The organism is Alteromonas sp. ABH4_456 (assembly GCF_056160645.1).
The window spans coordinates 1-19,847 of sequence record NZ_JBSWXO010000005.1 but is presented as its reverse complement, the minus strand read 5'-3'; the positions used below and the strand labels follow the sequence as shown (position 1 = coordinate 19,847).

15 protein-coding genes are annotated in these 19,847 nt (G+C 47.3%); all 15 read left to right on the top strand.

Annotated elements, in window-relative coordinates; genetic code table 11:
• Positions 1–33: 33 nt before the first annotated feature.
• Positions 34–2,142, top strand: a complete 2,109-nt coding sequence (spoT, locus tag ACXAG2_RS09390) for a bifunctional GTP diphosphokinase/guanosine-3',5'-bis pyrophosphate 3'-pyrophosphohydrolase (protein WP_474849004.1) — start codon at positions 34–36, stop codon at positions 2,140–2,142.
• A gap of 17 nt (positions 2,143–2,159) precedes the next feature.
• Entirely contained in the window at positions 2,160–2,546 is a 387-nt protein-coding gene (locus ACXAG2_RS09385) for a RidA family protein (RefSeq protein WP_119499765.1), read from the top strand.
• 16 nt (positions 2,547–2,562) lie between these two features.
• Complete coding sequence (locus tag ACXAG2_RS09380) at positions 2,563–2,691, top strand: hypothetical protein (protein WP_474866273.1); 129 nt, start codon at positions 2,563–2,565, stop codon at positions 2,689–2,691.
• Between the two features lie 10 nt (positions 2,692–2,701).
• Complete coding sequence (locus ACXAG2_RS09375) at positions 2,702–3,316, top strand: peroxiredoxin-like family protein (protein ID WP_303573533.1); 615 nt, start codon at positions 2,702–2,704, stop codon at positions 3,314–3,316.
• A gap of 109 nt (positions 3,317–3,425) precedes the next feature.
• Positions 3,426–5,498: an ATP-dependent DNA helicase RecG gene (gene recG, locus ACXAG2_RS09370; protein ID WP_474866269.1), complete on the top strand. Its 2,073-nt coding sequence runs from the start codon at positions 3,426–3,428 to the stop codon at positions 5,496–5,498.
• Positions 5,491–6,249, top strand: a complete 759-nt coding sequence (locus tag ACXAG2_RS09365) for a class I SAM-dependent methyltransferase (protein ID WP_474866267.1) — start codon at positions 5,491–5,493, stop codon at positions 6,247–6,249. Before recG ends, ACXAG2_RS09365 begins: the two co-directional genes overlap by 8 nt.
• Before the next feature lie 9 nt (positions 6,250–6,258).
• Positions 6,259–6,732 (top strand): redoxin family protein, encoded by a 474-nt coding sequence (locus ACXAG2_RS09360; protein ID WP_474848995.1) that lies wholly within the window; start codon positions 6,259–6,261, stop codon positions 6,730–6,732.
• A 316-nt stretch (positions 6,733–7,048) separates the two neighbouring features.
• A complete protein-coding gene (locus ACXAG2_RS09355; protein WP_474843684.1) occupies positions 7,049–7,738 on the top strand; it encodes a helix-turn-helix transcriptional regulator in 690 nt (229 codons plus the stop codon).
• Between the two features lie 61 nt (positions 7,739–7,799).
• Positions 7,800–8,981: a BaiN/RdsA family NAD(P)/FAD-dependent oxidoreductase gene (locus tag ACXAG2_RS09350; RefSeq protein WP_474866264.1), complete on the top strand. Its 1,182-nt coding sequence runs from the start codon at positions 7,800–7,802 to the stop codon at positions 8,979–8,981.
• A gap of 392 nt (positions 8,982–9,373) precedes the next feature.
• Positions 9,374–12,043, top strand: a complete 2,670-nt coding sequence (locus tag ACXAG2_RS09345) for a type I restriction-modification system subunit M (protein ID WP_474866261.1) — start codon at positions 9,374–9,376, stop codon at positions 12,041–12,043.
• Complete coding sequence (locus tag ACXAG2_RS09340) at positions 12,036–13,301, top strand: restriction endonuclease subunit S (protein ID WP_474866258.1); 1,266 nt, start codon at positions 12,036–12,038, stop codon at positions 13,299–13,301. The genes ACXAG2_RS09345 and ACXAG2_RS09340 overlap by 8 nt, the downstream gene beginning before the upstream one ends.
• 59 nt (positions 13,302–13,360) lie before the next feature.
• Positions 13,361–17,347, top strand: coding sequence for a type I restriction endonuclease subunit R (locus ACXAG2_RS09335; RefSeq protein ID WP_474866255.1), 3,987 nt, complete (start codon positions 13,361–13,363; stop codon positions 17,345–17,347).
• A complete protein-coding gene (locus ACXAG2_RS09330; protein ID WP_474866252.1) occupies positions 17,347–18,027 on the top strand; it encodes a M48 family metallopeptidase in 681 nt (226 codons plus the stop codon). The genes ACXAG2_RS09335 and ACXAG2_RS09330 overlap by 1 nt, the downstream gene beginning before the upstream one ends.
• A 491-nt stretch (positions 18,028–18,518) precedes the next feature.
• Positions 18,519–19,346, top strand: a complete 828-nt coding sequence (locus ACXAG2_RS09325; RefSeq protein ID WP_474866249.1) for a TnsA endonuclease N-terminal domain-containing protein — start codon at positions 18,519–18,521, stop codon at positions 19,344–19,346.
• The gene (locus ACXAG2_RS09320) at positions 19,333–19,830 is read left to right on the top strand and encodes a hypothetical protein (RefSeq protein WP_474866246.1); all 498 of its coding nucleotides are present in this window, start codon (positions 19,333–19,335) and stop codon (positions 19,828–19,830) included. The genes ACXAG2_RS09325 and ACXAG2_RS09320 overlap by 14 nt, the downstream gene beginning before the upstream one ends.
• Positions 19,831–19,847 lie beyond the last annotated feature (17 nt).

Here is a 19,847-nt window from a genome sequence, read left to right as displayed (position 1 = left end):
TATTGGCTTTATTCGCAGGAAAGTTGTCTACACGTGTATTTATTCGAGGGTTTAAAACAAAAAATCTCTGAGTATCTGTCAGCAGAACGGGTTCAGCTGGTACAGGACAGCTTTGTTTTAGCTCATGAAGCCCATGACGGACAGATGCGATCCAGTGGCGATCCCTACATTACTCACCCTGTTGCTGTGGCCGGTATTCTGGCGGATATGCATCTTGATCACGAAACGCTGATGGCCGCGCTGCTGCACGACGTGATTGAGGACACCCACTACAACCAGGAAGATCTGGCTGAAGCCTTTGGCGATACCGTTGCCGAGCTGGTGGAAGGGGTAAGTAAGCTGGACAAAATTGCGTTCAGCAGCAAGCAGGAAGCACAGGCAGAGAACTTCCGTAAGATGATGATGGCGATGGTGCAGGACATCCGCGTGATCCTCATCAAGCTGGCCGATCGCACTCACAATATGCGTACGTTAGGGGCGCTGCGTCCCGATAAGCGACGCCGTATTGCCCGTGAGACGCTGGAAATCTATGCGCCGATTGCCCATCGTCTGGGTATCCACGATATTAAGAACGAGCTGGAAGATCTTGGTTTTCAGGCCATGTATCCCATGCGTCACCGTGCCCTGAAGTCTGCGGTGAAACAAGCCCGTGGTAACCGCAAAGAAATTATCGATAACATCCGTCAGGAACTGGCTACCCGTCTCGGCGAGCACAAAATTGAAGGTGATGTCATCGGCCGCGAAAAGCATCTGTATTCAATTTACCGCAAAATGAAGAACAAGGAGCTGATGTTCAACGAAGTAATGGACATCTATGCCTTCCGTATTGTGGTTGAAAGTGTGGACAACTGTTATCGCTCGCTGGGTGCCATGCACAGCCTGTACAAGCCCATCGAAACACGCTTCAAAGATTACATCGCGATTCCGCGCACCAACGGTTATCAGTCGCTGCACACGTCGTTAATTGGTCCTCACGGTATTCCGGTGGAAGTACAGATACGCACGCTGGCCATGGATCAGATGGCAGATAAAGGGGTCGCAGCCCACTGGCTGTACAAAGAACCGGGTGACAGTGATACAACTGCCCAGCTTCGTGCCCGTAAATGGATGCAGTCACTACTTGAACTGCAGCAGAGCGCCAGTTCCAGTTTTGAATTTATCGAGTCGGTGAAAACAGACTTATTCCCTGAAGAGATTTACGTATTCACGCCGGACGGCCGTATTATCGAGCTGCCCATGGGCGCCACTGCCGTAGATTTTGCCTATGCTGTTCACTCGGACATTGGTAACACTTGCGTGGGTGTGCGGGTAGAGCGTCGTAACTATAGCCTGAGTAAGCCGCTGGAAAACGGCCAGACGGTAGAAATTATTACCTCGCCGAAAGCCAAGCCGAATGCTAACTGGCTGAACTTTGTGGTCAGCGCCCGAGCCCGTACCCGCATCCGCCAGTATCTGCGCAGACAGCATTCGCAGGAAGCGGTGAATATGGGTAACCGTCTGCTTCGTCATGCGCTCGGTACAGTGAAACTGGATGATATCAGTCAGGAAGATATCGACCGGGTGGTTGCGGAAACCAAACATCAAACCTTCGAAGACTTGCTGACAGATATTGGTCTGGGTAATGAACTGAGCGCCATTGTTGCCCGGCGCCTGCTGGGTGAATCGGCAGAGATCCCTGATAAGAAAGGCAATGTGGCTATCCGCGGTACAGAAGGCCTGCTGGTGCACTACGCCCGCTGCTGCCATCCCATTCCTGATGATGAAATTGTGGCGGTACTCAGCCCGGGCCGTGGCATGACGATTCACCAGACGGGTTGTAAAAATATCCGTAAACTGGCGAAAGAAGAGCCTCAGCGTGTGCTTCCCATGCAGTGGGACGATACGCCACAGGGCGAATTTAAGGCTTCGCTGCGTATTGAACTGTACAATCACCAGGGTACACTGGCGAATCTGACCAATATGATTTCCAGCTGCGATTCCAACATTATTGGGCTCCAGACAGAAGAAAAAGAAAGTAATATTTATTTCATCGATATTGAATTGACGACACATAACCGCGTGCATCTGGCGCGAATTATGAAGAAGATCAGAACCATGTCAGAAGTGCAGAAGGTCTCGCGTCACAGTCAATCCCGACACTAATTTACACAGGATTCAACATGGCTAAAGCAATTATTCAGACCGATAAAGCGCCACAGGCGATCGGCACATACAGTCAGGCAGTTAAAGCAGGCACCACCGTTTATTTGTCTGGCCAGATCCCGCTGAACCCGGAAACCATGGAAATCGTATCTGACGATTTTTCCGAACAGGCTAAACAGGTTTTCGAAAACGTAAAAGCGGTTTGTGAAGCTGCCGGCGGTACTATCAACGATTTGGTTAAGGTAAATATCTTCCTGCCGGATCTGTCTCATTTCGCCACGGTAAACGAAATCATGGCGCAATATTTCACTAAGCCTTATCCGGCCCGTGCCGCCATTGGCGTGAAAGAACTGCCAAAAGCATCGCAAATTGAAATCGACGGCATCATGGAATTGCCTGAGTGATTTCACAGGTATAAATATGAAAACCGCACGTAGTTGCGGTTTTTTTATGCCTGAAGGACGGACGATTTCACTGTTTATCTCCAGAAATGAAAATAGTTTGAAAGATAACGCTACAGGCGCAGGTCTCTTTAAATTCAAAACCTGAGGAGAGTGTTATGCGCTTAATTTTTATGTTGTTACTTATTGTTGCCGGCGGGCAGGTGTTCGCGGCAGCAATGCCGTCAAAGGCCCCGGATGAAGTTCGTCCTTTACTGGAAGGCATGACAGTGCCCGATGTAGTGGTATCTGATACAGACGGTGCGCCGTTCAGTTTAAAAGCGCTGCTGATGCAAAAGCCGTCAGTGGTGTTGTTCTATCGCGGCGGCTGGTGCCCGTATTGTAACCGTCAACTGGCGGGCCTGAAGGATATCGAAAAGCCATTATCAGATCTTGGCTATCAGATCCTGGCAATTTCACCCCAGTCATTAGAGCAGTTAACGTCACAAAAGCTTGAAAGCGAATTTGCTGCAAGGCTGTTGTCTGATGCAAAGCTCAATGCCCTGAATGCGTTCGGGATCAGCTATTATGTGGATGATGAAACAGCAAAGCGTTACAAAGGCCATGGCATCGCCCTGACAACCGATGAGACAGGAAAGCCCGTCCTGCCGGCACCTGCTGTGTTCATCGTTGATACTGAGGGTAAAATTCAGTTCAGCTACGTTAACCCTGATTATAAAGTACGGCCATCTCCGGCATTGATCCTTGCTGCAGCAGAGGCAATTGCCAAATAAACCTGTCTTTTCTGACAAGGGCTGCCGGACCTGAACCGGCAGCCCCTCGCAAACCTGCTATGAATGGCTTACACTGCGCCTATCCGCAAATAAATATGCCTTAATTATCATGCAGTCACTCGCTCAAACACCCATTACCACGTTGAAAGGCGTCGGCGCAAAGGTGGCTGAGAAGTTAACAAAAATAGGTCTGCACACCGTACAGGATGTCCTTTTTCATCTGCCATCCCGTTATGAAGACCGCACCCAGGTTTACGAGATTGAAGATTGTAAGCCGTTTACTCACGTGAGTATTCAGGGTGAGGTAAAAACCGCCGACATTCAGTACGGCAAAAAACGTATGTTTGTGGTGAAGGTGTCTGACGGTACCGGCACCATCACGCTTCGTTTTTTCCATTTTGGCGCGGTTCAGCGCACCATGATGACGCCTGGCAACGAAGTGCGTTGTTTTGGCGAAATCCGCACGGGTAAATGGGGGCTGGAGATGATGCACCCTGAATTTGCTCTCATCGGCGAGGACGACGGTGAAACAGAAGACACTCTGACACCGGTTTATCCCACTACAGAAGGTGTTAAGCAGCTCACGCTGCGCAGTCTTACCGACCAGGCGCTTAAACTGCTGGAGAAAGGCGCGTTAAGCGATCTGCTCCCGCAAGGGATGTATGAAGGCCAGGTGTTGCTGGCAGATGCTCTGAAGCTCGTTCACCGTCCGCCACCGGATGTTCCGCTGGAAATGATGGAAGAAGGCCGGCACCCCGCGCAGAAGCGACTTATTCTCGAGGAATTACTGGCACATCACCTGAGCGTACTGAAGGTGCGTCAGCAGGCACAGGCCCAGCCGGGTATCGCCATTAAGATTAATCAGTCTCTGATTGACCAGTTACTGGGAAACCTGCCGTTTTCGCCCACCGGTGCTCAGCAGCGGGTAGTCAAAGACATTCAGAAAGACATGGCCATGAATTGCCCGATGATGCGGCTGGTTCAGGGAGATGTGGGCTCAGGGAAAACTCTGGTGGCAGCACTTGCTGCATTATCCGCTATCGGTGCCGGTTATCAGGTTGCCCTGATGGCACCTACAGAACTGCTGGCTGAGCAGCATGCCAGCAATTTCCGTGACTGGCTGTCACCACTGGGCATTGAAGTGGGCTGGCTGGCCGGTAAATTGAAAGGTAAGGCACGGCAGGAAGTACTGACACGGCTGGCGTCCGGAGAAATACAAATGCTGGTGGGCACGCATGCCATATTCCAGGAACAGGTGGAATATCAGCAACTGGCACTGGTCATCGTGGATGAACAACACCGCTTTGGTGTGCATCAGCGTCTGGCGTTAAGGGAAAAAGGTGAAAAGCAGGGGCGCTTCCCCCATCAGTTGATTATGACGGCTACGCCTATTCCCAGAACGCTGGCGATGACAGCCTATGCAGACCTGGATACCTCCGTGATTGATGAGCTGCCCCCCGGCCGTTCACCGGTAACCACGGTTGTTCTTCCTGATACCCGAAGAGGGGATGTGATCGCCAGAGTTTATGAAGCCTGTCATAACCAGGGGCGTCAGGCTTACTGGGTGTGTACACTCATTGACGAGTCTGAAGTGTTACAGTGTCAGGCGGCTGAGGACGCTGCCATTACCCTGAGAACCGCTTTGCCGGATTTACGGGTCGGGCTGGTACACGGTCGCCTCAAGCCGGCAGAAAAGCAAGCAGTCATGGATGAATTCAAACGCGGTGAGCTGGATTTGCTGGTGGCTACCACGGTTATTGAAGTGGGCGTGGATGTACCCAACGCCAGTATTATGATTATCGAAAACCCTGAGCGCCTTGGTCTGGCACAATTGCACCAGCTTCGCGGCAGGGTGGGGCGCGGCGCGGTAGAGAGTCAGTGTGTGCTGATGTACTCAGCCCCGTTATCCAAAACAGCGACGCAGCGTCTGGGCGTGCTCCGTGAATCAAACGACGGCTTTTACATTGCCCAGAAAGATTTAGAAATCCGTGGTCCGGGGGAATTAATGGGGACAAAGCAAACCGGTATTGCAGAAATGCGTATTGCCGATCTTGTCCGCGACGCGCAGTTAGTGCCTCAGGTGCAATCTATCGCTGAAAAATTGTGGCAGGACTATCCAAGCCATGCTCAGGCGATAATTAACCGCTGGATTGGCTTTAAGGAACAGTACGGTAATGCATAACATTCCGGTGTTTATTGACGAAACGCAAAGCGAAGAACAACAGAACCAGTTAAAAAGGGTTGCAGAGCACTGGCAGTTCAGAGTGCAGAATACGCTGCCAGCCGGGCTGGCTCTCACCCTGGAAGACGGCAAGCTGGCAGTGAAAGATTTTTCCGAAGCAAAGCAGCAGGGCGTGTTCGTGGATTTCCTGTCTGGCAGCAGCGTGTATCGCCAGCAACATGGCGGCGGTAAAAAGGAACCCATTGCTAAAGCAGTGGGCGTGAAAGGTCAGGAAGTGCCTGTAGTTCTGGATGCAACGCCGGGGCTCGGGCGGGATGCCTTCGTGCTGGCGTCGCTGGGCTGTCGTGTAGTGATGATGGAACGCTCTCCTGTCGTCGCGGCATTACTGGCCGACGGCTTGCACCGCCTTTCTATGCAAGCACCTGAAATGGAAGAAAAATTCAGGCTGATTCACGGGAACAGTATTGAATGTATGAATACATTGGATGAGCAAATAGATGTAGTTTATCTTGATCCAATGTTTCCACATCGCAAAAAATCTGCTTTAGTAAAGAAAGAGATGCGGGTCTTTCAACAATTACTGGGCAGTGACGACGATGCTGACAGTTTGTTAGCACCGGCAAGGGAACTCGCCGGAAAACGTGTTGTTGTAAAACGTCCCGCGTATGCAGAACCGCTGGCCGATGTGCCGCCTGCTATGGCCATCACCAGTAAAAAGCACCGTTTTGACGTGTACATTTCCACTCATTAGGAGAGAAGTATGATTAACGTTGGCAGTACATTGCCTGAAGTAACCTTTGGTTTGTTGAAGGATGGCAAGACAACCAACCCGCATACCAATGATATATTTGGCGGCAAACGCGTTGTAGTCTTCGCCGTACCCGGCGCTTTCACCCCGACCTGTTCTGCGGCGCACCTGCCCGGCTATGTCGCCCTTGCTGACAAGATCAAAGCTAAAGGGGTCGATGATATCGTCTGCATCTCAGTAAATGATGCTTTTGTGATGGATGCGTGGGGAAAGTCAGCTAACGCGGAAGAAATTACTATGCTTGCTGACGGTAATGCGTTTTTCACCCGCACTATTGGTCTCGATATGAATACCAGTGACTTTGGTGGTGTGCGCAGTATGCGTTATTCCATGCTGGTTGAAGATGGTGAAGTAGTAAAACTGAACATTGAAGATCCGGGTCGTTTTGAGGTGTCTGACGCAGAAACAATGCTTAACAGCCTGTAAATAGTCCTAATGCATTCAAATGATGGAATTGACTAATACTTTAGTCGATTCCATGACTTATCTCTCTCCCTTTATTGCTCTGTAACTACCGGAAATTCATTGATTTTTATAAATGTTTAGTAAGCGCTATCTATTTATGCGTTTTTTACAACATTTAATGTACAGTATGCGCCATTCTGCTATTCTTAAAGAATAGAGCGGTATACCTATGCAGGTGGAGATTATTTGGTACTTCACGAAGAAAACCATTAATCATCCGTGCGCTCATGCTCACAGGGTAAGTTGAGCAGCTCAAACGGAACCATGGAGGGAAAGTATGTTGAGCAAAAACCAGAAGTTTGGTGTCTATCTGATATCCAAATCCTTATCTTCAGATGAAGCTAGCGACGAACAGGTCATCCTGTTCAAGCATCTTTTGCAAACCTGTGGTTATGAAATCACAGAACTCACATCTATAGAACAGTTAGAAACCACCTCCAATCAGGACCTCATTTTTTACGATGCCGCTAAGGCTGAAGAAAAAATGGAAGCGTTTTACCGTTATCAGGGCTTTGCCCGCTGGATTCTGTTTAATCTGGAACACGGCGATATAGACGAGTGTGAGGCCATCATTGCAGGCGTCGAGGGAACCTTCTATACCTCTGACTCACCTGAATTATTACTGAAAGGTGTGCGCCGGCTGGCCAAAATGGATGTGTGGTTTAAACGCAACTCCATTAACGAGGCATTGCGCCGGTTGCGGCAACAAACCCGTAAAGCCAATGCGGCTATTGCCCGTCCCAAAGAGTTAAATAAAATGGCACTGCATCCCAAGCTTACAAAGCGGGAAGTGACCATTATTGAACTGGTGGCACAGGGTTCGCAGAATCAGGAAATCGCTGATCAGTTGCATATCAGTGTGAATACGGTAAAAACGCATATATACAGTATTTTCCGTAAAACCCATTCGAGAAACCGGATTGAGTTGCTGTCCTGGTCACAGCAATTCGTCAGCGAGTACTCCTGACGCTTCAAGAATCTTACCGGGCACACTATAATCCGGCTTTTGAATTTGCCGGAGTCAGTTTGTGGTCCAGAAAGATGTCATTGTAATCGGTGCGGGCGCTGCGGGATTGTTCTGCGCAGCGCAGGCGGGTAAGCGTGGCCGCGCTGTCTCTGTGCTGGATCACGGAAAGAAAGTCGGACGTAAAATACTTATGTCCGGTGGCGGACGGTGTAATTTCACCAACATGTATGCTGAACCGGCCAATTTTCTGTCTGCTAATCCTCATTTCTGTAAATCTGCTCTGAGCCGCTATACCCAGTGGGACTTCATCTCTCTGGTGAGCGAATACGGCATTCCCTATCATGAGAAAACCCTCGGCCAGTTGTTCTGTGATAACAGCGCATCAGACATCGTAGATATGCTGGTAAAAGAATGTGATAAAGCCGGTGCTGAAATCGTTACCCGCTGTGACATTCTGAGTGTGGAGAAAACAGAGACCGGTTATGCGCTGAGCACTTCGCTGGGCGATTATGTTTGCGAATCCCTGGTTATCGCTACCGGCGGTCTGAGTATGCCGAAAATTGGCGCTACGCCATTCGGCTACAAAATTGCAGAACAGTTCGGTCTGAAGGTCCTGCCAACACGAGCCGGCCTGGTACCTTTTACACTGCACGACAAAGACAAGCAGGCATTGGAAGCATTAAGCGGCATCGCTGTCGATACGTCAGCAAGTTGTAACGACACATCCTTCCGCGAAGCAATGCTGTTTACTCACCGGGGTTTAAGCGGCCCGTCCATGCTACAAATATCGTCTTACTGGCATCCGGGGGACACCCTGCATATCGACTTACAACCTGCCATGAGCGCCACTGAATATCTGACAGCCGCTCAGCAGGATACGCCCGACGCGCAACTCTCTACGGTACTCAGTAAGTTCTATCCCAAACGGCTGGTACAAACCTTTATCGACATCCGGCAGTGGCCTAACGAACCGGTAAAACGCCTGACCCACAGCCAGATAGCGGAAATCGACAACACCTTATCTGACTGGCAAGTCACGCCCAATGGCACAGAAGGCTACCGCACCGCAGAGGTGACACTGGGCGGCGTAGATACAGACGAACTGTCGTCGAAAACCATGATGAGTAAGAAAGCCGAAGGCTTATTCTTCATTGGCGAAGTGGTAGACGTTACCGGCTGGCTCGGCGGCTACAACTTCCAGTGGGCCTGGAGCAGCGCCTGGGCCGCCGGGCAGTATGTTTGATATGTATGGAGCAAATTAAAACGAAGACAGATTAAATTAGGGCGAAGACAATCTTTTGGCTGAAGTTGCATCAAAAAGGCTTAACTATATGATAGTTATAACTTTATGCCGTCTTCGTTTTTGGGCTGAGTAACCATATTGTATGGTTGATAGCATGTTGTATGAATGTGATGCTCTCTATTCAGCATACAGTTAGCGCCCGAAGGTAAAGGTTTTTACTACTCAGTGCTCTTAAGAGCTGATTTATATATTAAGATGTCAGGCAAATTGTTCACTATCTTGAGGCGTGCATTACTTAAATGTAATCATGCTTAAGTAGTTGAACTGTAAATTTAATTAGTACAGGACGGCTTCTGTTAAGTCGATGTACGTAAAAACCTTAAGACTTCGAAATGCAGAAACTCACACTTAACCGACTCTCCAGTAAACTGTTCAAAGCCTGTGACATCTTGCGAGGCAAAATGGATGCCTCTGAGTACAAGGAATACATCTTTGGTATCCTGTTCCTTAAACGCATGTCGGACCAATTCCATAAAGACTATCAAGCAAAAATCAGTGAGCTTAAAGCAGAAGGGAATGACGATGACGAAATAGAACTTTTGCTAGAAGATGATGAGCAGTTTGATTTCTACGTGCCGGAAAAAGCGCGTTGGGAAAACCTCAAGCACTTGAAGATCAATGTCGGGTCAGGGCTAAACAAAGCGCTGGAAGCATTGGAAGAGAGCAATACAAAGAAAGGCTTGGAAGGCGTACTCAAGCACATTAACTTCAACCGTAAGGTGGGTAAAAAGCCTATCCCTGATGAGCGTCTGGTTGAGTTTATTCAGCACTTTGACAGCATCCCTCTCTCAAATGACGACTTCGAATTCCCCGATCTATTGGGCGCAGCCTACGAATACCTGATCAAATATTTCGCCGACAGTGCAGGCAAAAAAGGTGGTGAGTTCTACACCCCTGCGGAAGTGGTGCGTTTGCTTGTGGAGATTCTTGAGCCAGCTGAGGGCATGGAAATCTACGATCCCACCTGTGGTTCGGGCGGTATGCTAATCCAAAGCCGCAACTATGTGCAGGAAACGGGTGGTAACGTTAAGAAAATTCACCTATTCGGCCAAGAAGACAATGGTGGCACCTGGTCTATCTGTAAGATGAATATGATTTTGCACGGAACAGGGGGTGCAGACATTGAAAATGGTGACACGCTAGCCACACCACTGCACCGAACCAAAGATGGTGAAGTGCGTCCTTTCGATCGCGTGATTGCTAACCCCCCATTTTCACAAAACTATAAGAAAGTGGATATGCAGCTCAAGGAACGCTTCAACACTTTTATGCCAGAATCTGGTAAGAAAGCGGACTTGATGTTTGTGCAACACATGGTGGCTTCGCTCAAAGCCAACGGTAAAGCTGCCGTGGTCATGCCTCATGGCGTATTGTTCCGTGGCGCAGAAGAGCGTACTTGCCGCCAAGACTTCATTGAGCGCGGCATTCTTGATGCCGTGATTGGCCTGCCGCAAGGATTGTTCTATGGTACGGGCATTCCTGCCTGTGTGTTGGTGCTCAACAAAGCTGGACGTGAAAACCGTGACTCAGTGCTGTTTATCAACGCTGACCGTGAATATCGCGAAGGCAAAAACCAAAACAGCCTGCGCCCTGAAGATATTGAGAAAATCACCAGCGTCTACAAAGCGATGCTGGAAGATGATAAACACCCAGGCGTCGAAAAATATGCGCGTTTGGTTCATAAAGACGAACTGGCACGTGAGGACTACAACCTCAATATTCGCCGTTATGTCGATAACAGCCCAGCACCAGAGCCTCAAAACGTCAAAGCGCATCTAAACGGCGGTATTCCAACCAAAGAAATTGATGCACTGCAAAGCACTTGGAATGATTACCCGGGCTTAAAAGAAAGCCTGTTCGTTTCGCGTCCTAACAACGAGTTTCAAGATTTTGCGGATGAATTTGAAGCGCTGTCATCGCTCAAACCGCACATTGAAAACTACCCAGCAGTACTGAAAAAACATGCTGTTTTCCAAGCCGCGTTAGATGATTGGAAACAAGATTTTGCTGGCTTTGAAGCTCTGGGAGACAAGAAGCTAGGTGATGAAGGAGTATTTGCACTCCGCCGCGAATCGCTGAATACCATCGAAAAACACCTCATGCCGATCAAACTGCTGAACCAATACAAGGTGCGTGGTGCGTTGGCTGATTGGTTTAAAACTCTGGAAGCGGATTTTAAATCTGTTGCTGCAAGCGGCTGGAATGCAGAGCTCATCCCTGATGAAGTGCTGTTCGCCAGCCAGTGCGCGGATGTAGTGGAAGAGCTGGGGAGCAAACAGGCGCGTATCAGTGAACTGCAAGCTTTTGTTGATGTAGCAGATGAAGAGGGTTACGAGCCGACCGATGAAAACCCTGCGCTGCCGTCTGAGTACGTGAAACAGCTGAAAGACGAGCTGAAAGATTATAAAGCGACGATCAAAACCAGCCTGGCAGTGCTTAAAGCCCAGATCAAAGATGCCTTCACCCAGCTGAAGAGCAGTGCAGAACTTCCCAAAGGCACTAAGCAAGGGGATTTTTCCAAAGGGCTGACAGGTAAAGAAATGAACTTCGCTGTACATAGTGAGATTCTTTCTTTAGCGGATGAACTTGGTGTTGAGTTAGATAACCTTGAGCTAATCAAAGAGCACGCACGAAAAGGTGAAATTGCAGCGGCTGAAGCAACGGCGATTGAAGTCAAACTGGCAGCGCACAAAGCGTTGGAAGATGAATTGAAGCAGCTGAAAGCAGAAATCAAGGAAACTGAAAAACGCCGAGATGAACTGCTTGAGGCTGCCCGAGCGGCAATCACACCAGAACAGGCGAAAGTGTTGATTCTGGACAGGTTCAAAACCGAATTGGATCGTCAATACCAAAGCTATGTGCGTGCCTTGTTGCTTGACCGTATCGCTGCAATTGAAAACCTGCACAGTAAGTACCAAGTTACCGCAAAAAGCATCATTGCCAAGCGAGAGCAGGAAGCGAACAAGTTGGCTGGCTTTATGAAGGAGCTGGGGTATGAGTAATTCTGTCTTAGAGTTCGTCTGGGAAACAATGATCTCTGTCGATTCTCTGGTGGTTTCTGATCAAGTCAAGCTAGGTAGAGGAGAGATTATTTCCAAAGAAGATATTAGAGATTTACCCGGCCCTTACCCAATTTATTCCTCTTCATCAAAGTCCCAAGGGAAGATGGGACAATACGGAAAATTCATGTTTGATGAAGAGTTGATTACGTGGTCAGTCGATGGAGGGGGATTTGTTTTTTATCGGCCTAAACATAAATTTTCTGTAACGAACGTTTGTGGCTACATGCAGCTTTCTGAACAATGGGACTACAGATTCGTTTCTTATCTTCTGCAATTGCAGCACAGTTATTTGTCATTTGATTATCAAAGTAAAGCGCACCCTAGTGTTATTCGGAACCTTTATTATCTACCGAAGGTAGACATAGGTATTCAAAGAAAAATTGCTGAAATATTGGCAACCATCGACAACCAAATCGAAGCCACTCAAGCCCTTATCAACAAATACACCGCTATCAAACAAGGCATGATGGCAGATTTGTTTAGCCGAGGTATAGACCCAGAAACCAAAGCTCTTCGCCCAACGTTTGATGAAGCGCCGGATCTTTATCAAAAAACGCCATTGGCGATGTTGCCTAAGGGGTGGAAAGTGATTGAGTTAGAAAATCTGCTGGATGAAGTAAACAGTCCAATGCGAAGTGGGCCATTCGGTAGTGCTCTGCTGAAAGAAGAGCTGGTCAGTGAAGGTATTCCCTTATTGGGTATCGATAATATTTTTGTTGAGCGATTCAAGGCTAGCTATAAGCGCTTTGTTACTGAGCGGAAGTTTAGAGAACTATCTCGTTATGCCGTTCGAGAAAGAGACGTGGTCATAACGATAATGGGAACGGTCGGAAGATCGTGCGTTATTCCCGAATCTATAGGGGTGGCTTTATCGTCTAAGCATTTATGGACAATGACGTTTGATAAGGAACAAATATTACCTGAACTAGTTTGTTGGCAATTGAATCATTCGCCTTGGGCTGAAAGTTGGTTTAGGCGTGAATCGCAAGGGGGGGTTATGGATGCAATCCAGTCTCAAACGCTCAAGAAACTGAAGCTAGTAGTTCCCCCGCCAGTAGAGCAAAATGCGATCTATGAACGTTATGAAAATTTAAATAATCATATTGAAGTTAATCAGACCTCGTTGGACAAGCTGAAACTTCAAAAGACTGGCCTAATGCAGGACCTCTTAACAGGCAAAGTCCCCGTACCCGCATAACAAAAAAAGAAAATGGCAGCAGGCAAACGCCTCCCTGCCATTAATAAGGATATCAAACAATGTCAGAGTACCAATTGGTTGAAAAGCCGCTGCTAAACCAGCTTAAAAGTATGGGTTGGGATGTGACGGATTTAGGGCAAGGTGTGCCTACCGACCCAACCACCAGCCTTCGCAGCTCTTTTCGTGAAGTCATCTTAAAAGACATTTTTAAAACCGCAGTACACCGCATTAATACCACTGATGACGGCAAGCCTTGGCTGACGGATAGCCAACTCGATGTCTTGCTCGATGACGTCACCGACTTTGGTACTCACAAATTATTGGTGGCCAATGAAGAGTTTATTGGCCGTTTGCACAAGTGGCAGATCGACCGCAACGAGTTGGAAAATGAGGATGACCCAGTAGTTAAGCTGATTGATTTTGATAACTGGGAAAACAACACGTTCACCGCCATCAATCAGTTCCGTGTTGATACGCCTGGGTTGGGTAAAGAGCACATTCGGCCTGACATTGTATTGTTCGTCAATGGCCTACCGCTGGTGGTGATTGAGTGTAAAGAGCAGTCGCAGCATTGCTGTAACCCAATGGCAGCAGGTATTGACCAATTACGCCGCTATGCAGACTTGCGCGAGCCCGAACACAGTAAGCTGCGTGAGGGTGAACCCGCTCTGTTCTTTACCAACCAGTTGATGATCAGCACCTACGGTGATGATTGCAAAGTGGGCACTATCACCTCGAATGAGGATTATTACTTCAACTGGAAAACTATCCACCCCGATACTGAGCCTTATATTGCACCAGAAATTGGCACCCAACGCAGCCAGGAGAAGCTCGTTCAGGGTATGCTTCACCCTCAAAGACTGCTTGATATCACCCGCTGTTTTACCCTGTTTATGGATACCGATAATGGCCCACGAGTAAAGGTGATTTGCCGTTACCAACAATTTCGCGCGGTTCAGAAAATCATTGAGCGTATGGAGCAGGGCGAAACGGGGATTCAACGCTCAGGTGTGGTTTGGCACACCCAGGGAAGCGGAAAAAGCCTGACCATGGTGTTCTTGGTGCGTAAGCTTCGTCGCCATCCAGAGCTTAAAAGCTACAAGGTACTGATGGTCAACGACCGGAGTGATCTTGAAGAGCAACTAACCAATACCGCAGCGTTAATTGGTGATACGGTCGTTGAGATCAAGAGCACCAAGGATGCAAGAGAGAAGCTGGCGAACGACACCTCGAACACTAATATGGTGATGGTGCATAAGTTCCGCGAGCAAGATAGCAGTTTTCTGCCGGAATCCGTTCGCAAGCTACTATCTAAACATCTCGCAGAAGCAAAAGAAGCGGGCGATGTTGAGCGTATTGAAGAGCTGGAAGCTGATTTTGATGCTGAGATTGTTATGCATCGACCTTTCGGCGTGATCAACGCCGGTGAAAAAGTGCTGATCTTGGTGGATGAAGCGCACCGCACCCAGCGAGGCGGCAAAGACCGCGCAAGCCTTTCAGACAACCTGTTTGATGCTTTCCCTAAATCAACCCGAGTGGCGTTCACGGGAACGCCGCTTATTGCTGACCACCACACTTATCCAACCTGGAAGCGCTTTGGCGTCAGCCAAGAAAAAGCCTATATCGACAAATACAAACTTCAAGATGCCGTCGATGATGGTGCCACGTTAAAAATCCTATACGAAGGTAAAACCGCTGAAAGTGCGATTTACGACAAAGCTGGGTTTGATACCAAGTTTGAAGATCTCTTTACGGACAGAACAGAAGAAGAGCTAAGAGAGATCCGTAAAAAGTACGGTGCGGAAGGGGATATTCTTGAGGCAGAAAAGCGCATTGAGGAAATTGCTGAGGACCTAGTAAAACACTACATAAGGCAGATTTTGCCAGCAGGCTTTAAAGCACAGGTGGTATGCTCTTCCAAACAAGCAGCCATTCATTACCAAACCTACATTAAAAAAGCGCTGGCGAAAGAAATAGAGCTATACAAAAAGCAGCCAGAGCAATGTATCGATAAAGCCTGGCTTGAACGTCTTGAGTTCTTGAAAACTGCGGTAGTGATTTCTAGTGATGACACTAATGAAGCCGCGTCTTACACCTACGCCAGAAAGCAGGCCAAAGAGCTAAAAGCCGTTGAGAGCTTTAAGAAGAAGTTTGATCACAGCAAGCCCAATACCGGCGTCGCTTTCTTGATTGTCTGCGACATGCTGTTAACGGGCTTCGATGCACCCATTGAACAGGTGATGTATCTCGATAAAAAGCTGCGAGAGCATAACTTACTGCAAACGATCGCGCGTGTGAACCGAACCGCGAAGGAGAAAAAACGCGGTTATATCGTCGATTATATTGGTCTGGCTCATCACCTGAGAGATGCATTATCAATGTACTCGCAGGACGACCAAGATGACATTCTGGAAAGCTTGCAAAACATTGATAGCGAAGTGCCTGTTTTGGAAAGTCGTTATCGCCGCTTGCTTCAGCTGTTTACCGAACTCAAGGTTCACAACATTGAAGCGTTTGTGAACCAAGAGCTTAGTGTCGATGAGCACTATCAAGTTCAGCTTCAAGCGATTTCTGTTTTAGAAGATCCTCGCCAGCGTGACAGTTTCAATGTGTTCTTGAAGAAGTTTCTTCAAAGTATGGACATCATCATGCCTAACTCTTTGGCGGACCCTTACAAAACGCCAATGTACCAGTTTGTGCATATTCAAGCGAAAGCACGTCAGCGTTACCAAGATGACAGCATGAGCTTCCAAGGTGTGGGTGCAAAAATTCGTCACCTTGTGAACGAGCACCTGATCAGCCTGGGTATTAACCCTAAAATTAAACCGATTGACCTGTTCAGTGATGCGTTTATGACGCACATGGGGAAAGAGCCGGATTTACAAGCGCAAGCGAGTGAGATGGAACACGCCATTCGTAAGCACTGCAAAGTAAATGCGGATGATGACCCAGTCTTTCACAAAAAAATGAGTGAGAAGCTGGATGAGATAATCAAAAAGCACTCTGGCAACTGGGAAAAGATGATCCTAGAGCTGAGTGCTTTGCGAGATGAAATTGACGCGGGACGCGGCCCGAATGCTCAAATTTCCGACCCATTCTTTGATCTGATTGTCAGCATTGCATTCCCAAATGGCGAACCTGTTAAGCCGATGGACAAGGTGAAAGCATGTGTCGACGCCATAATGGAAGAGCTAGGCGAGAATATCAGTAGTCTAGACTTCTGGGAGCGTGAGGACTTGGTGTCTGAGTTGAGAGGGCGTATCAAAAAACGCTTTATCCTCAGCAAAGTACCGCAACTGAAAGACGCACGTGAACAGCTAACGATTGAGGTAGTTGCGCTGGCACGTAGACGGGAGCTATTGATTTTGTCAGATCAGGCACTGAACCAGCGAATTGATGAAATTATCGAAAAGCTCCGCGCGATTGATCCTGAAGCGTTGCAAAAACAAATCAGCGAGCAACCAGATCTCTCCATGCTGAAATATGACTTAGATGGCGTTGATTTGTATCTTGCCCATGAACTAGAGCAATATGAGAGCTTCTATGAGTTAGCGTTGATTAAGGTCACTACTGATATTAATTATGTAGAAAATGAAGAAGACCATTCAACACTGCCGTATGAGGTGCGAAAGCAGTTTAATTTGTTTGCAGATGATGTTCTTGAAGCCTTGGTCGATATCATCCTCACAATTCAATCAGAGCTCTCGTTCCCAGATTTAGAAGAAAGGCCGATTGTCGCTCTTAAAAGTACAGCTAGAGGGAGTTTTATTTACGATCTTGCTGTAGGAGTAATGTCTGCTGGACTCTTTGAAGTAATAAAGCTGACAGTCACACAAGGACGACAACAAATAAAGAGTTTTCTATCTAGAGGAGAGCGGATTGTGTCCGAGTTTCCAGCTTCAGTAGAGCGGAATCGAGCTGAACGAGGGCAAGATGAAGCGAAATATGGAATTTCCCGCACAGAAGAGCAATTGCTGGTAGATGAAGCACTAAAGCAGCTTCGTGACCGTAATTCACCAAAGCAAGATAAGAAAAAACATCACTAATGCAATACAAAGATATCAAATACAGCTTGAAACAAAGCAAGCGAAAGACCACCAGTATTCTTATCGAACGGGATGGGTGTGTGACTGTACTTGCGCCTGAAAGCTATGAACGTGAAAAAGTTGAGGGCATTATTGAGGAAAAAAGAAGCTGGATTTATCGTAACCTAGCAGAATGGGAAGACCTTAACCGAACTAAAGTAGAGCGTGAGTTCGTGAGCGGAGAAGGCTTTCCTTATCTAGGTTGTACATATCGATTAAAGTTGGTGGAAGAGCAGAAAGAAGATCTAATTCTTAAAAACGGTTATTTTCTAATGCGACGTGACAAAGCCGAGTACGGTAGTGGACTATTTAAAGACTTCTATCGCACAAAGGGGCTATCAAGGATTAGTAAGCGAGTAAAACACTTCGCTCCTAAGTTGGGCGTAGATTACGCTACTATCCGAGTAATGGAACTTCAGCATCATTGGGCTTCATGTACCCCTAAGGGAGACCTAAATTTTCATTGGCGTTGCTTGATGGCACCGCTAGCTGTTCTCGATTACATTGTTGTTCACGAGCTAGCCCATCGCATTGAGCGTAATCATAATGCAACTTTCTGGAATGTCGTGGATAAGGTAATCCCCGACTATCAAAAGCATGTTACTTGGCTAAAGCATAATGGTGCAGGTATGGACCTATGAAGAGGTCATTAAAATTATACGCACACAATTAGACCAGAAATATGGCGGACTGGCCCAGTGCTTCTGTCTCACCATTGGCTGTACTTCGAAGAACTCTAAAAAAGTATGCCGCTATTGTAGAGGAGGTTTACAGAACCATTTGGCCTATGTGTTGTACATAGTTAGGTTTGCTGCAACGCAATTTTTTAGGACCAAGAATGACAAAAAACGACTGATAGCAGTTAACTCGATATATTAAGTTACTGGCTAATCCTTTCTAATCAAAGTGTTACATTTTTTGCGATTTTAAAAATCCATTTTTTATTAAAAATTACGATTTTTGACAGGAAGCTAAATAATCGTATATTATTGTTTTATAAAGATAAAATTGATCTCTCGGTTGATTTTGGCTACGCTATTTATGATTCAATAACGGATAGCTAGAATGCAAAATCAATTCTCAATACACGCTTTAATCTTTTCCCCGTGTTTTAATTCTTCGAGATAAACCAGTGGGAAAAAAGACTAAAGGCTGCACACTTGCTCGCCAAAATGCCTGGTATAAAGTCCATCGCGACAGCTTGGAGCACGGACAGGTGTATGAGCCTTTCTGGCGTACTGACGATATTCCAAGCTACGGTATCAAAAGCAAAGTACCCCACGTTCGCAACACGAAACGCCTGATGCATTTCTTATCGATGAATGAACTGTGGATGTACATGCATTTAGCGAACAATCCACTGGTTGTTGAAGTGTATGAGCAATATGCAATTCCCTTAGAAGTTACATTGCCCTTAGCTGATGAGTTAGGTGTAAAACATCCAGTTTATGTTGGGACTCGCGTTCCTATTGTTCAAACGATTGATTTCTTTGTAAGAATGCTTGATCCGGAGAGCGGTGATGAGTATCTGGCTGCGTTCCCAGTGAAGCAAGCTGATGACGCACTGCGTACTCGCACTGTTGAGAAACTCGCGTTACAAGAAGGCTTTTGCTTACTAGAAGACATCGAATATGAACTTATCACGAGTGAGTCTCTGCGCACTGTACACAGTCAAAACCTTAAAACACTTTATCGACATAGAACGCTCCCCATCTATTTAAAGCGAATTGCAAAGCGTTGGCTACCCAACTTTTTCGGCGTCGTCTCAGATGACTGTCACCAACGCACGGCTCATCTCATTGAAATCGCTAGTAAAACTACTGGTATTGACTATGAAATTGGTGTTCGCCTGTTCTATCACGCGCTCTGGCATAAGCTTATTCTGATGAACTGGTCAAAGCCGCTTCAACTTGAAAAAGCCGCATCAGTACTCGAAGTTAGCCCAAATGCTGCTGCCTAAATTGCCAGATTCTTCGTCATTACAAGTCAATCGTGTGATTGTGCGCGATGATAGTAGCGAGCCATTTCAGCTCGACAACATCACGCTTACGGAAGACATGTTGTTAGTGAAAGTCGATTTGGGACTCGATCTTGTTTTTGCGATTAACGTCGAATCGACGCCAAAATTGCCAATTAGTCTTCGTTACAACGCACTTCGTATTGCAATTGATTCGCAGCGACTGCATGTCATCGATATGGCGTGGGATCCTAAAGTGCTGCGAGCATTTGAGCAGTTATCCCCTACTGAGCAACGTAAAGCGCAGTCGCGCTATGATGTAATCGCGCCCCTGATTTCAGACCTCGAAGCTGTGATCCGCAACAGTCATGGCGAAGGCGTCTTTAAAAAAGTCATCACAGAAAGTGGTCATTCTGCGTATTCCGTTTTACTTGAACAGCCATTCCGGTTTTATTTGAACACCCCAGATCAACGCATCGTTGGCTAGCTGATTTTTACCTTAAG